This is a genomic window from Ensifer sp. 1H6, from assembly GCF_001976035.1.
GTDB lineage: Bacteria > Pseudomonadota > Alphaproteobacteria > Rhizobiales > Rhizobiaceae > Ensifer > Ensifer canadensis.
The window spans coordinates 17,414-30,459 of the sequence record NZ_MOAI01000015.1 but is presented as its reverse complement, the minus strand read 5'-3'; the positions used below and the strand labels follow the sequence as shown (position 1 = coordinate 30,459).

Sequence of the window (13,046 nt, the reverse complement as noted above, 5' to 3'; positions counted from 1 at the left end):
TTGATAGGCGCATCGCTGTTATCGGTCGCATCGCAAGCTGGAGCATCCAGGCCCGCCGCGTCAACGGGGTGAAGCGTTGGGGGGTGAAACGCCGGGAAGCAGGCTGTCCGTCCGGCCGCCGAAATAATAGGCCGCCAGCCCGATCCATTCGCGCACCGCCGTCGTCGCCAATTGGGCATTGAGCGAGGGTTGGGTGAAATCGAAGCCGGGCGTGACCGTGCCGCTGGTGCGATAGTCCGTCGGCCAGGGAGTGACCTCCAGCCCGAGCTTGCGGAAAAGCCCGACCGAACGCGGCATATGGAAGGCCGACGTGACCAGGGCGCAGTTGGCAAGGCTGTTTGCCGTCAGCAACGCCTCAGTGTTGCGGGCATTCTCGAATGTCGTTCTCGATTGCTCCTCGCGGATCAGCCGTTCAGGGCCGATGCCGAAGGTGGCAAAGAAGGCTTCCGATGCCTTGGCGTCGCCGTCATAGGCGCCGCTGAACGAACCGTCGCCGCCGGAAATCAGGATGCGCGCTTGTGGGTAGCGCTTCGCCAGCATGGCCGTCTCGATGAAGCGGTCAGCCGCCTGGTTGAACTCGATGCCGCCACGGCTCGCCATCACCTCGTTCTCGAAGGCGCCGCCGAGCACGATGACGCAGGAGAGGGTTGCTGGCGGTACCGTCGGCCGCGGGAAGTGGTCCTCGAGCATCTGCAGGAAATAGGATCCTGAGGTCGTGAACAGGCTGACGAAGAGCACCAGCGCACCGAGCAGGCCGAAGGCGACGCCGCTGCGCCTGAGGCCGGCCGCCGTCATCAGCAGTCCGGCAAGGACGGCGAAGAACGCCAGGGAAAGGGGCTGCGCGACGAGCCAGAATATCTTGGAAAGCAGAAACATCAGGCCCGTGTTCTTCGCTACGATCCCTTAATATTTCGCAAAGCCGATCGGCCGGCCGGCTAAAGCGCTCCCGTACCCAGGCAATCGTGGAGCCGCTCGATCCCGTTATTCTTACGCAAATCCGGACGCAAAACCGCTCCGCATTTTTGCTGGAATTGCTCCAATCAACACCCTGCGCCGCTCATCAGGCCGGCACGCCGCCGGACATCGGCTTTGCCTTGCCGGCACGCAGATAGCCGATGCCAAAAGCAATGAGCGCGCCGACTGCGACGATCGCCAGCGACAACAGCGGGCGATAGGCAAACCAGGCGACGGCGATGACGACAGGGCCGAGGAGCAACGTTAGGATCGCGGCGATGATGCCGGTACCGAAAGCGACCACAGAACCGAGCACCGGAATGACGTCGGCAATGATGGAGATAAGGGACAGCATCAGCGTGAAGCCGATGAACAGGCCGATCAGTCCGCCCACCCGAACCAGCCAGGAAATCAGCGTGTTCTCGCTCTGGGCGGCGTCAAACATTTCGGCGGCGCTGGTGATGCCGGCTGAGCTCAGGAACAGGTCGCGACCGTTCGTGGTGCGGTAGGGGGCAAGGCTGCCACCTTTCTGTGCGGCGACGAAGCTCGCGGTCTCCGTGTCTTCGCGGGTAAAGCCGATGCGCAGATCGCCGACGGCCGGGTTCTGGCGATCGGCGGAGACGAAGATCGTCTGGCCGTCGGTCTTGACGGGGCGATTGGTGTCGAGCGCGTCGGCGAGGTGCTGCAGGTCAGTGTCCGCCATTTGCACGGGGCTGTCGCGGCCGAGATCGGCAACGGCCCTGCCGTTGACGGAAAACGCACCGAGCATCGCGCGGTCGACGGTGAACCGCTCGCTTGAGATCGGCATTTCCGGGTTCTGATGCCCGTTGCCGTCGCGGAAGTCGGCTGAATCGGCGCGGTCGCTGCGCCACTCCTTGGTGTAGGAATAGGTGGTGACCGTTTCCTCGCCGCCGCCGAGCGTCTTGCGCGTCTCGCTCTTCTTTTCCTCGACCCATTGGTACATCTCGACCGAGCGGCGCAGGCCCGCAGCCCCCTTCGCGGAGATCCCGAGTTGGCTGTCGGCCGGCGTGCCGACGGGCTCGACCCGGCTGGCGATGTGAACCAGCTTGCCCTCGTTGCCAGCCTCGACAGCGCCGCTGTCGATGTCGACCACAGCGCCGGCGCCCTCGACGAGTGCCCGATAGGTCTTGACCGAACGGCCCTCGTTCCAGGCAAGCAGCCAGATCATGCCGAAGACCAGCAGCAGACCGATGAAGATGCCGATGACACCGTTCTTGAGGCGCGCGAACCACGACGTTCTGGTCGTTTCGGTAAAACTCATCTGATCCCCCGGCACTTGCATTCGACCCGGTTGCGCAAGCGAACCGTTCGATTTTCCCGTTGGTACCAGAAAAAAAGCGGAAAGGAATATACCGGCCGACATGCGCAGACGTTTGGCCCAAACATGGTGAAAGGCGGTCAGTTCAAAGGTTTGTATTTCAGGAGAAATTTGGTGGAGCTAAGCGGGATCGAACCGCTGACCTCTTGCATGCCATGCAAGCGCTCTCCCAGCTGAGCTATAGCCCCATATCGGGTCCGGCAAGGCCGGTTCCGGGAAACTTGTCGGGCTGTTGTGCCCGGCGAGTGGCGGCTTATTACTTCTGCTCTTCGCGGATAGCAAGCCGAAAATGTCAGGCCGGTGGAAATAATTTGGCTCCGGCCCGATTTGCTCCCGTCCACGCCATTTGGCAGGGGACGGGAGGCATTCGCGTAATATTTTAAGCGCTTAGACGTCGTCGTCGTCGTCGGACACGCCGATGAGGTCGCTCATGTCGTCGTCGTCGTCTTCGTCGTCGGTCTGCAGGAAGGTATCGTCGTCGTCGCCGTCGATCTCTACCTCGTCGTCGCCCAGATCCGGAATCTCGTCGCCGCCGGCTGCTTCGTCGTCAGCTTCCTCGAGCGATACGAGTTCGACTTCCGTGTTCTCGGTGTCGACTTCAGCGACGTCCTCTTCCTCTTCCTTCTCGAGCACCTTGGCAACCGAGGTTTCTTCGAAGAAGGACAGCGGGTAGGACTTGCCGCTGTAGGGGGAAACGATCGGATCACGGTTCAGATCGTAGAATTTGCGCCCCGTTTCCGGGTCAATGCGCTTTGTTCCGAGTTCCGCTTTTGCCACAGTCAAAGCCTCTTGAATGGCCGGCCGAACCGGCGCTTGCCGGAAAGCCGGCGGGTGGAAAGGATATCAAGCCTATGATGATTAGCCGGTCCCCATAATCATCTTGGCCGCATCTGTCAAAGATAAAACTCGAAAGCCCTGCGCCGCCTGCTTTTTCTTGCGCCCGGGAGGATGATCGCGCAATCGCATTGTGTTAGGCAACGCAACGGAAGGTGGTCGCGCCTCCGTAGCCGTTTCGCCTGTGGCGATGGATGGTTCCGGCCGCAGGTTTGAGGAAGGTTCATATGTCCGCTGGCTTGATCGCAAAGCCTGCCATTGCGCGCAGATCCAAGGCACTCGGCGGCACGGTGCGTATCCGCGGCGACAAGTCGATTTCCCATCGCGCCCTGATGCTCGGCGGGCTTGCGGCCGGCCGGACGCGCATTGCAGGCCTGCTCGAAGGCGAGGATGTCATCAACACCGCACGAGCGATGCGGGCGCTTGGCGCTACGGTGCGCGAGGAAGGCGGCACCTGGATCGTCGACGGTCTCGGCAACGGTGCGCTGCTTGAGCCCGAAGCCCCGCTCGATTTCGGCAATGCCGGTACCGGCTGCCGCCTGACCATGGGGCTCGTCGGCGCTTATGATTTCACCACAACCTTCGTCGGCGATGCCTCGCTTTCCAAACGTCCGATGGGCCGCGTACTCGATCCGCTGCGCCAGATGGGCGTTCAGGTGGCGTCGGCCGAAGGCGGCCGCCTGCCGGTGACGTTGCGCGGACCGAAGACGGCGAACCCGGTGAACTATCGCGTGCCGATGGCCTCGGCCCAGGTGAAATCCGCCGTGCTGCTCGCGGGTCTGAACGCACCCGGCATCACCACGGTGATCGAGCCGGTGATCACCCGCGATCATACCGAGAGAATGCTGCAGGCCTTCGGCGCGAACTTGGCGGTTGAGACTGGCAATGAGGGCGAACGCATCATTCGGCTCGAAGGGCAGGGCAGACTGACCGGCCAGGACATCGATGTTCCCGGCGATCCGTCCTCGGCGGCCTTTCCACTGGTGGCAGCGCTTCTCGTGCCGGGTTCCGACATCACCATTCTCAACGTGCTGATGAACCCCATCCGCACCGGACTGATCGTGACGCTGCTGGAAATGGGCGCTCAGATAGATGTCCTGAACGCGAGGACTGCGGGCGGCGAGGACGTGGCGGACCTGCGCGTCCGTTACTCGGAGTTGAAGGGCATCACGGTGCCGGAAGATCGCGCTCCCTCGATGATCGACGAATACCCGGTGCTGGCCGTTGCGGCGGCTTTCGCCGAGGGCCGCACTATCATGAGCGGTCTTGAGGAGCTGCGCGTCAAGGAATCCGATCGGCTTTCCGCCGTTGCTGCCGGGCTCAAGCTCACCGGCGTCGATTGCGAGGAGGCACCTGCCGCCCTCGTCGTGCACGGTCGCCCCGGCGGCAAGGGTCTCGGCAATGCCGCCGCCGCCGTCGCCACCCATCTCGACCACCGCATCGCCATGAGCTTCCTCGTCATGGGCCTTGCCTCGGAGCACCCCGTCACCGTCGACGACGCGACGATGATCGCCACCAGCTTTCCCGGGTTTCTGGAGCTAATGGCCGGGCTGGGCGCTGCGATCGAATGATGCATCGGTAAAATCCTAAAGGCCGGCGCGACCCGTCGGTAACGACCATCGGCTATGGTTTGACTGGTTGAGGATATGCCTATGTCGGTGGACGATCGATTCAAACTGGTACGCCGCCATGATGACGGCAGGATAAGCTATCGGCAAAATTTGCGAGCGCCCGCGGTTGTCGTTACGGAAGACGAGCTCGATGAGCTGAGCCGGTTGACTGGGAAGTGCTGGGTGGTGCCCATTGCTTTCTTCCTTTTCGCGGCGCCTCTCTTTGGCCTTTGGGCGAAGCAACCTGCAATACCCGTCGTTTTCGTTGTGTTTGCTGTCGTGGTGAGCGCAGGGGTTATTGTCACTGCCCGACAGCGGTTACGAGAAATTTTGGCGAATGCGCCGCGCCATATTGAGAGTGGTCCACTATCGGTGCAGCCATCGACCCTCGAGTACGTTCGGGAACTTTGGTTCGACGACAAAATGACGATGCTATGCGGCATCGTTTTGTCCGGAATGGTTTTTTTCACCTACGCTACTGTTGTCATCGCCAAGATCGTCGGCCATCCGGACTTCGTCGATAAAGGTGGCAGCTCGATAAAAGCCGCCGCACTGGCCATCGTCTCGGGATACGTGCTGCGCGTCCATCTCAAGGCGTGGCGCCGCGGAAAAAAGGAAAGAAATTAGTAATCCTCTAGGTGCATTGAATGGTGATTGCAGCCTGGACGTGCGGCCGAATGGCCTTCTGACGTGTGTCGAGGCGTGGCACCGGCCTATGCGCCGTTTGAGGAGAAGATTTCATGTTTGACCGCGGCTTGAATTGGGAGAAACGAGAGGACGGAACGATCCTCTATCGCCGGTCGCCTTCCGGGCCGACGTTTATCATCGATGAGCAGACACTCGGCCGCATCGTGCGGTTTAGGTTCATGATCCCGCTTGTGTCGTTCCTGACCTTGATTCCAACGGTTGTGCTCGGCGTTTTCGCGGGCCATGGAGAGGTCTCGCTTGCGATACCTGTCGCCGCGCTTCTTTTTGGGGTGGCGGCCTTCTACCTCTATTTCCGCCGCACAGAGCGTCGGATCGAATGGATGCTTGCGGGAGCCAGACGATCATCCCAGGCGCCCGAGCCGTTCAAACCGCCGCGCAATGCCCGGAACTGGAAGACGCTGGATGACGGCTCGGTTTTCTATTGGCCGCGGAACTGGCCGAACCCGGTAATGCTGACCGCGAAACAGTTTGCGTCGATTGGAGTCGACAACGGGTATGGCTTTTGTGCGCTGTTTGTTAGCGTCATTATTGCCGTGTTGGCGGATGGCTACCGTTGGGCCGGCGGACTAAACAATGGCGCCGCAAGCGTCATTGCCGTTGCCCTGATTTCGTTCAATGTGCTTTTCATTGCAAGGATACGCCGAACGCGGCAACGCATGCTGGATCGCGCGCCGCTCGCACCTGTTGTATCGGGATTGAATCCACCGCTGAAGTTACTCGATTTTGCGCGCCTGATCAGAATGAAACTGGTTCGGGGTTCAAGGGGTATGCTCTTGTTCTGGCTTTTGGTTGCCGTGTTCGGGCTTTTCCAAAGCGTGCAAACCTTGTCTGACCTCTTTGGCGGCGTTAGGGTCTATTGGGATAAGGGAAAGTCGTTTCCGGTAGGCCCGGTTCTGCCTTCGCTGGCTTTTGTCGGTAGCCTGTTGCTGGCCATGGTGAATGTATCTGCGATCGTCATGCGCGCGAGGTCTGCCGGCAAAGGGTGACGGAGCATCGGATGAGCATGGATTCGCCTGCGAATTTGATCTAAAGGCCAGCAACAACATCGATTGCAGGACCACCTATGATCATCATCGCCATCGACGGACCCGCAGCGGCAGGCAAGGGCACGCTCTCGCGCCAGATCGCCGAAGAGTACGGCTTTCACCACCTCGATACCGGGTTGACCTACCGCGCCACGGCGAAGGCGCTGCTTGATGCCGGCCTGCCGCTCGACGATGAGGCGGTGGCCGAACGCATGGCGCTGAATGTCGAACTGGCAGGCCTCGATCGCTCTGTGCTGGCGGCACACGCGATCGGCGAGGCGGCGTCGAAGATTGCCGTCATGCCGGCCGTGCGTCGCGCGCTGGTCGAGGCGCAGAGGGCGTTTTCGAGGAAAGAGCCGGGCACCGTGCTCGACGGTCGCGATATCGGCACCGTCGTCTGCCCGGATGCGGAGGTGAAGCTCTATGTCACCGCATCGCCGGAAGTGCGCGCGAAACGCCGCTATGACGAGATCGTCGGCAACGGCGCCGCCGCCGATTACGCGGCGATCTTCGACGATGTGAAGAAGCGCGACGAGCGCGATATGGGTCGGGCCGACAGTCCTTTGCGCCCCGCCGACGACGCGCACTTGCTTGATACGTCTGAAATGAGTATAGAGGCGGCGTTTCAGTCCGCGAAGTCTTTGATCGATGCGGCCCTGATCAAGAAGATCTGAAGAAGAGCCTTTTCGCGACACTGTCAGGATCGCTCTTCTTGCATAAGCCTGAAATTCCGTCCACGCGCCGGATTGTCCCTTTGATGGGGCGGACTGGGTTCAGGCCTGTTCAACACCAACCCCCGGCGCATGTGCGTCTCTCATTTAGAGATGCATCAGGAGATTCCATGTCTGCTACCAACCCAACCCGTGATGATTTCGCAGCGCTTCTCGAAGAATCCTTCGCGAAGACCGATCTTGCCGAAGGCTATGTTGCCAAGGGCATCGTCACGGCCATCGAAAAGGACGTCGCCGTTGTCGACGTCGGTCTGAAGGTCGAAGGCCGCATCGCTCTGAAGGAATTCGGCGCGAAGGCCAAGGACGGCTCGCTCAAGGTCGGCGACGAAGTCGAAGTCTACGTTGAGCGCATCGAAAACGCGCTTGGCGAAGCTGTTCTCTCGCGCGAAAAGGCTCGCCGCGAAGAAAGCTGGATGCGCCTGGAAGTGAAGTTCGAAGCCGGCGAACGCGTCGAAGGCATCATCTTCAACCAGGTCAAGGGTGGCTTCACCGTCGATCTCGACGGCGCCGTCGCCTTCCTGCCGCGTTCGCAGGTCGACATCCGTCCGATCCGCGACGTGACCCCGCTGATGCACAACCCGCAGCCCTTCGAAATCCTCAAGATGGACAAGCGTCGCGGCAACATCGTCGTTTCGCGTCGTACCGTTCTGGAAGAATCCCGTGCTGAACAGCGTTCTGAAATCGTTCAGAACCTTGAAGAAGGCCAGGTTGTCGAAGGCGTCGTCAAGAACATCACCGATTACGGTGCGTTCGTCGACCTCGGCGGCATCGACGGTCTGCTCCATGTCACCGACATGGCATGGCGCCGCGTGAACCATCCGTCGGAGATCCTGAACATCGGCCAGCAGGTCAAGGTTCAGATCATCCGTATCAACCAGGAAACCCACCGCATCTCGCTCGGCATGAAACAGCTCGAGTCGGATCCGTGGGATGGCATCGGTGCGAAGTATCCGGTTGGCAAGAAGATCTCGGGTACCGTCACGAACATCACCGACTACGGTGCGTTCGTCGAGCTGGAGCCGGGCATCGAAGGCCTGATCCACATCTCCGAAATGTCCTGGACCAAGAAGAACGTACACCCCGGCAAGATCCTGTCCACGAGCCAGGAAGTCGACGTTGTCGTTCTCGAAGTCGATCCGACCAAGCGTCGTATCTCGCTCGGCCTCAAGCAGACGCTCGAGAACCCGTGGCAGGCATTCGCGCATAGCCATCCGGCTGGCACCGAAGTTGAAGGCGAAGTCAAGAACAAGACCGAATTCGGCCTGTTCATCGGCCTCGACGGCGACGTTGACGGCATGGTGCACCTTTCCGACCTCGACTGGAACCGTCCGGGCGAGCAGGTCATCGAAGAGTTCAACAAGGGCGACGTCGTTCGCGCCGTTGTTCTCGACGTCGACGTCGACAAGGAGCGCATCTCGCTCGGTATCAAGCAGCTCGGCAAGGATGCAGTTGGCGACGCCGCTGCTTCGGGCGAACTGCGCAAGAACGCTGTTGTTTCGGCCGAGATCATCGCCGTCAACGACGGTGGTATCGAAGTGAAGCTCGTCAACCACGAGGACATCACTGCGTTCATCCGCCGCGCCGATCTGTCGCGTGACCGTGACGAACAGCGTCCGGAGCGTTTCTCGGTTGGCCAGGTTGTCGACGCACGCGTCACCAACTTCTCCAAGAAGGACCGCAAGATCCAGCTGTCGATCAAGGCTCTGGAAATCGCGGAAGAGAAGGAAGCCGTTGCTCAGTTCGGTTCGTCCGACTCGGGCGCTTCGCTTGGCGACATTCTCGGCGCCGCTCTGAAGAACCGCCAGACCAACGAGTAATCGTTCGCTGACGCCTGAAATGAAAAAGGCCCGCGGAGAGCGATCTCCGCGGGCTTTTTGCTTGTGAGCGTTTCGTTCGGCTGCAGTGTCCTTGGTTTTCTGGATCGCTCTTCTGAAGTCGACCCGATCTAACGCGTATCGCGATCTCTAGGATTCGCTTGCGGCACTTTCAGCTCTTGATTTGCGCACGTCGTTCTCGCAGGACCAACTGCACACTTTTGCGCGACATGCTTTCGGCGATCAGTCCGGAGGGTCAGCCAAGACCGCCGAGCTTGCGATAGAGTTCGTAGACATCGGGCTCGGCGTTCCATTCGCCGCCCGTTTCACCCCTGCCGCCTTCGGTCTGCTGCTCATCTTGCGTGGCTTCGTCCCGTGCGGCTCCGCCGTCGCCCTGCGCCGCTTCGTGGTCGCCGTTCGGCTCTTCGCCGCCTTCGCCTCTGCCATCGTCGCGCTCGCTCTTTTCCGCCTCGCTCTTCACGTCCTCAACTGCGATCGGATAGGGGATCATAGCAAAGGGTATCGCTTCGCGCGGCAGCCCGTTTTCGATCAACCGTGCGATCGCCTGTTGCATCGCCGGGTCGTCCGTCGGCCTCTGGGCGCGCTGGACGGCGGTGGCGCCCGCCGGGCCTGGTGGCTCCGTCTGGTCTTCCGCAACGCTCAGGGCGGCAAGCTCAGCGCCTGCAGCCGTATCGCGGGGGCGGAGCGGGTTTGCGCGGCCCGGCTCCGTGCCATCCGTCTCTGTATGGCTCGCTGCTGCGTCGGCTTCGGCGCTTTCGAGTTCGGGTGCGATCCCTTCGGGTCGGTCGGCGCCTGCAGGTTCTCCCGGCAGGCCGAGCGTATCGCGCACGATCGTCTTCAGCGCGTCCGAAAGCGCGCGGTCCGTACGGCTCTCGTTGCCGCGCGTCGTTGCCCTGTCGTTCTGCAGCTGATCCTCGCCGTCGCGCAGCGGGCCATAGGTGCCGTCTGGCTCCTCGCCTTCGTCGGCGTGGCCAGCCTCGGTGCCCGCATCCGTCCGGGCGTGCCGTTGCGCAGCTCTGCTTCCTTGGCCTTTGCGGGCAAATCGGTATCGTCAGCCGCGGCGGCAGGGTGCGGCGACGCATTTTCCTCATCATCGACCGCTGCCTTGCCGGTAACAACCTCCGGATCGACGAGTTCGGGGTCGGTGTCGCCATTGATGATGGCGGCCAGGGCTTCGATCTCGGGGCCATCAAGCGAAGGCAGCCTGCCGGGCATCGCTCTCGGTTCTCCCCGCTCTGGCGAAGTCTGAGGCCGAACCGTTGCTGCGTCTTCAGCAGGTGGTGTCGCGTCCATCTCCTCCGATGCGAGACTCGACGTGTCACTCTCGCTGCCGACGCCAAAAGTTTTTTTCAGCGCGGTCTGCAGCATGGCGACCTCGCTTGCAGCCGGTGCGCTGGCGGCGGCCAGATGCAGCGGGATGGCTGGCTGCAGGGATGGGTTGCTGAGGCCGGGCAATGCGGCGCCCATGGAGGGTGGCGCCGCACCATTTCGGATGGCCGGCAGGTCTGCAAGGATACCGACCCGTAGCGCCAGGCTGCGACCGCCCAGTTGCCGCTCAAGCGCCAGGCGTTCCGGCATCGGCATCGATTCAAGAAAGGTGACGAGCCGTCGCACGAAGTCGCGCCCGCCTTCCTGTGGCAGCGGCGGGAATTTCAGGATGCGGGCAAGGTCCTCCATCAGCCGCACAAGCGCGTCCTTGGATAGGATCTCGCGGCCTGCGAGATGCCGGGTCAGCGCGTCGAGGACCTTCTGGATCGCTTCGCCGCGCTGGGCGGCAGTAAGAGGCGCTGCCGGTTGTTGGGGCCGAGCGCTTGCCTCCTCGGCAAGTCCGGTCGCGGTTTTGACCGTGAGAATGGATGTCAGCATTCTGGTCTCCCTCTCGCTTGACCCTCGCGTTGGCGCGCGGCCGTTGACAGCCGGCATCCGCATTTCACGCCGTTCCACGGATCACCTCGACCGTCCGTCGGGCAGGTTGTCACTTCGGTTCGGGCTGGCGCCTCATGCGCGTCTCGGCCAACCGGCCAGACCTGCCGCAGCTAAGGTGCGGATACGGGAATCGGCATGATGCTTCGATGTTAGGCGAGACAGGTTTATGAAATCTTAACCATGCGATGGGGTGCGACGGAGGTCGCAGTGCCTTGTCGCCTGGGCGCGCAAAGACCCGTTGCCGCACGAACCCTTTGCATCGCGACCGATCCGGCGGCAAGATGCACGCTGCAACCGCAGTTGCGCGTGTTACTGCATGTTTCCTTAAATCCTATTCGATTTAAGGATAAAAACATGCAGCAATTCAAAGTGCTACAGCGACCTTTGCGCGTCCAATAAGACGCGCGGCGCTGTAGTCAACGCGTGGCGCTATCCGTGTTGGAGCCATGGAGTTTCGGATGACCGTTCGCCCTCCAAGATCCCTGAACCCCTCCTATTCGGCTGCGGGTGCCCTCAGCGCTCTCGAATACGAATTGCTTTCGGAGCGTGCCGACGCGCTCGGGCGGCATGGCCTCAAGGTCGAAAAGGCGATCGCGGCATTGCAGGCGCTCGAGCGGAATGAAACGACGCCGGAGCTGCGCGAGCGGTTGCTCGACGATGCGGCTGACGCGGTCTGGGCGTTTTTTTATCCAGCGCGAGATCTGCGGCCTGCGCGATAGCCGCGACGCTATCCGGCGCTATGGCATACCCAACCAGGTCATGGCCCGGCTGGGTATCGTCCGTCGGAAATGATCAGGCGGCGATAAACGTCTGGCTGGCGAGGCTGTAGCGACCGATCTCGTCGATCCGAACCGGCAGCGGGCGCTCGGCTTCGGCCTCGCGCGCGTCTTGCACGTCTTCCAGATTGTCCTTGGCCTGAAGCGCTTGTAACTCTTTCTGCTGCTCGGCGAGTGTCTCGGTGTCGGTGACGCGAGTCAGGTCACCAGTCAGGCTGTCCAGTTGCAGTTCGTCCAGCGACTTCGCCTCTGCAGCATCTGCAAGACGCTGTATCGCCTTCGTAGCGCCGTTGCTTTGGCCGGTGTTCGCAGACCCCTTACTGTCGAGAGCCTCGTCCAGCTTCTTGCCCCGGCTGCCCTCGGGGTCCTTGATCGCCTCGATCAGTTCGTTCAGCGAGACATCGATATCCGTCAGCCCCAGCTTCTTTTCGATGTCACGAACGGTTGCCGGTGGCAGGTCCTCGACGATCTTTGACAGTGCGCTGCCAAAGGCGAAATCGGATTTGAAATCCTCTCGCTTCAGGTCGAAGAACTCGCCGACTTCCCGGATGAGCACCATCCGGTTGTTATTGGCATCGTTTCCTGCCTGATTGAAGAAATGATCGTTGATCTTGGTATTGGCTGCCTTCTGGGCGTCGTCCGACTTCACCTGGGCCTTCAGGATCTTGTCGTCCTTGGTGCCTTTCGCCTTTTCGTCCTCTTCCGCCTGGCGCTTCTCGATATCCTTCAGGATCGAGCCGACCAGGTTGGTCGTCGCGGTGGCGTTGGATTGCTGGGTCGGGAGCAGCATCATTTCATTCCGGCAAAGAGTTGCGAGCGTGATGAAACGGTATGATGGCGAGGTTAATTGCTGCTTAACCAGCCTTTCCAAGAAATTGGAGTTGGTAAAGCGGCGCAACGCCGGCGCTGCGCCGCTTGGGCGTGACCTATCGATAGGGCGAGTAGCAGGCGCGATAGACACCCTGATAGGTGAGGAACCGGTTGGTTGCCGGATTGTAGGAGCGGTAGCGCGAAAGGCACCAGCTCACATGCGCGTTGGTGCCGCCGCGAACATAGTTGTCGCGGTAGTAGTAGCGCTCGCGGTAGTAGCGGCGGGGATAATTGTTGTAGTAGCCTCCATAGCCCGGTCCGAAATAGAGGCTGAAGCCCGAGCCACCATAATACGGGCCGCCCCAGCCTCCGCCGTAGTAGCCGGGGCCCCAGCCACCGCCCCATCCGCCACGCCAGCCGTTGGGATACATAACGCCTCCGTATCGCCTGTACGGGTAATATTGGGCCTTTTGGACATCGCCTTGCGCCCTGATTTGA

The 13,046-nt window shown here is 61.3% G+C and carries 12 protein-coding genes, 1 tRNA gene and 1 pseudogene; 6 read left to right on the top strand and 8 right to left on the bottom strand.

Translation table 11 applies throughout. The features are described from left to right. Positions 1-60 precede the first annotated feature (60 nt). The 4 genes from BKP54_RS18405 to BKP54_RS18390 form a co-directional block, all read right to left on the bottom strand. Positions 61-876 (bottom strand): YdcF family protein, encoded by an 816-nt coding sequence (locus tag BKP54_RS18405; RefSeq protein ID WP_025425504.1) that lies wholly within the window; start codon positions 874-876, stop codon positions 61-63. 184 nt (positions 877-1,060) lie between these two features. After that, entirely contained in the window at positions 1,061-2,236 is a 1,176-nt protein-coding gene (locus tag BKP54_RS18400) for a TMEM43 family protein (RefSeq protein ID WP_025425505.1), read from the bottom strand. A gap of 169 nt (positions 2,237-2,405) precedes the next feature. Next, positions 2,406-2,481: transfer RNA gene (locus BKP54_RS18395), tRNA-Ala, on the bottom strand. A 199-nt stretch (positions 2,482-2,680) separates the two neighbouring features. Next, a complete protein-coding gene (locus BKP54_RS18390; RefSeq protein WP_025425506.1) occupies positions 2,681-3,070 on the bottom strand; it encodes a TIGR02300 family protein in 390 nt (129 codons plus the stop codon). 284 nt (positions 3,071-3,354) lie between these two features. Here BKP54_RS18390 and aroA point away from each other — a divergent pair, with 284 nt between their 5' ends. From aroA to rpsA, 5 genes are all read left to right on the top strand, one after another. Next, the gene (gene aroA, locus BKP54_RS18385; protein WP_025425507.1) at positions 3,355-4,698 is read left to right on the top strand and encodes a 3-phosphoshikimate 1-carboxyvinyltransferase; all 1,344 of its coding nucleotides are present in this window, start codon (positions 3,355-3,357) and stop codon (positions 4,696-4,698) included. 81 nt (positions 4,699-4,779) lie between these two features. Continuing rightward, a complete protein-coding gene (locus BKP54_RS18380) occupies positions 4,780-5,364 on the top strand; it encodes a hypothetical protein (RefSeq protein ID WP_025425508.1) in 585 nt (194 codons plus the stop codon). 113 nt (positions 5,365-5,477) lie between these two features. Beyond that, positions 5,478-6,431 carry a hypothetical protein gene (locus BKP54_RS18375; protein WP_057204354.1) on the top strand — a complete coding sequence of 318 codons (954 nt, stop codon included), beginning with the start codon at positions 5,478-5,480 and terminating at the stop codon, positions 6,429-6,431. A 77-nt stretch (positions 6,432-6,508) separates the two neighbouring features. Further along, the gene (gene cmk, locus BKP54_RS18370) at positions 6,509-7,144 is read left to right on the top strand and encodes a (d)CMP kinase (protein ID WP_084814693.1); all 636 of its coding nucleotides are present in this window, start codon (positions 6,509-6,511) and stop codon (positions 7,142-7,144) included. Positions 7,145-7,311: 167 nt separating this feature from the next. Further along, positions 7,312-9,018: a 30S ribosomal protein S1 gene (gene rpsA, locus BKP54_RS18365; protein ID WP_025425511.1), complete on the top strand. Its 1,707-nt coding sequence runs from the start codon at positions 7,312-7,314 to the stop codon at positions 9,016-9,018. Between the two features lie 253 nt (positions 9,019-9,271). Here rpsA and BKP54_RS18360 read toward each other — a convergent pair whose 3' ends face one another. Both BKP54_RS18360 and BKP54_RS18355 read right to left on the bottom strand, forming a co-directional pair. After that, positions 9,272-9,865, bottom strand: a complete 594-nt coding sequence (locus BKP54_RS18360) for a hypothetical protein (protein ID WP_084814692.1) — start codon at positions 9,863-9,865, stop codon at positions 9,272-9,274. A gap of 8 nt (positions 9,866-9,873) precedes the next feature. Beyond that, positions 9,874-10,902 (bottom strand): hypothetical protein, encoded by a 1,029-nt coding sequence (locus BKP54_RS18355; RefSeq protein ID WP_084814691.1) that lies wholly within the window; start codon positions 10,900-10,902, stop codon positions 9,874-9,876. A gap of 518 nt (positions 10,903-11,420) precedes the next feature. On the opposite strand from BKP54_RS18355, the pseudogene BKP54_RS18350 reads away from it, so the two are divergent. Continuing rightward, positions 11,421-11,754, top strand: a pseudogene (locus BKP54_RS18350) (DUF6665 family protein). On the opposite strand, the gene BKP54_RS18345 reads toward BKP54_RS18350, so the two are convergent. Continuing rightward, positions 11,755-12,528, bottom strand: coding sequence for a hypothetical protein (locus BKP54_RS18345; protein ID WP_025425514.1), 774 nt, complete (start codon positions 12,526-12,528; stop codon positions 11,755-11,757). It abuts the pseudogene before it with no gap. A 136-nt stretch (positions 12,529-12,664) separates the two neighbouring features. Then, positions 12,665-12,979, bottom strand: coding sequence for a BA14K family protein (locus tag BKP54_RS36565; protein ID WP_244445419.1), 315 nt, complete (start codon positions 12,977-12,979; stop codon positions 12,665-12,667). Positions 12,980-13,046: the final 67 nt, after the last annotated feature.

What these genes read in the sequence shown, in the direction of transcription:
- BKP54_RS18405 (WP_025425504.1), bottom strand. Translation starts at nt 876, where the DNA reads ATGTTTCTGCTTTCCAAGATATTCTGGCTCGTCGCGCAGCCCCTTTCC.
- BKP54_RS18400 (WP_025425505.1), bottom strand. Translation starts at nt 2,236, where the DNA reads ATGAGTTTTACCGAAACGACCAGAACGTCGTGGTTCGCGCGCCTCAAG.
- aroA (WP_025425507.1), top strand. Translation starts at nt 3,355, where the DNA reads ATGTCCGCTGGCTTGATCGCAAAGCCTGCCATTGCGCGCAGATCCAAG.
- BKP54_RS18380 (WP_025425508.1), top strand. Translation starts at nt 4,780, where the DNA reads ATGTCGGTGGACGATCGATTCAAACTGGTACGCCGCCATGATGACGGC.
- BKP54_RS18375 (WP_057204354.1), top strand. Translation starts at nt 5,478, where the DNA reads ATGTTTGACCGCGGCTTGAATTGGGAGAAACGAGAGGACGGAACGATC.
- cmk (WP_084814693.1), top strand. Translation starts at nt 6,509, where the DNA reads ATGATCATCATCGCCATCGACGGACCCGCAGCGGCAGGCAAGGGCACG.
- rpsA (WP_025425511.1), top strand. Translation starts at nt 7,312, where the DNA reads ATGTCTGCTACCAACCCAACCCGTGATGATTTCGCAGCGCTTCTCGAA.
- BKP54_RS18355 (WP_084814691.1), bottom strand. Translation starts at nt 10,902, where the DNA reads ATGCTGACATCCATTCTCACGGTCAAAACCGCGACCGGACTTGCCGAG.
- BKP54_RS18345 (WP_025425514.1), bottom strand. Translation starts at nt 12,528, where the DNA reads ATGCTGCTCCCGACCCAGCAATCCAACGCCACCGCGACGACCAACCTG.
- BKP54_RS36565 (WP_244445419.1), bottom strand. Translation starts at nt 12,979, where the DNA reads ATGTATCCCAACGGCTGGCGTGGCGGATGGGGCGGTGGCTGGGGCCCC.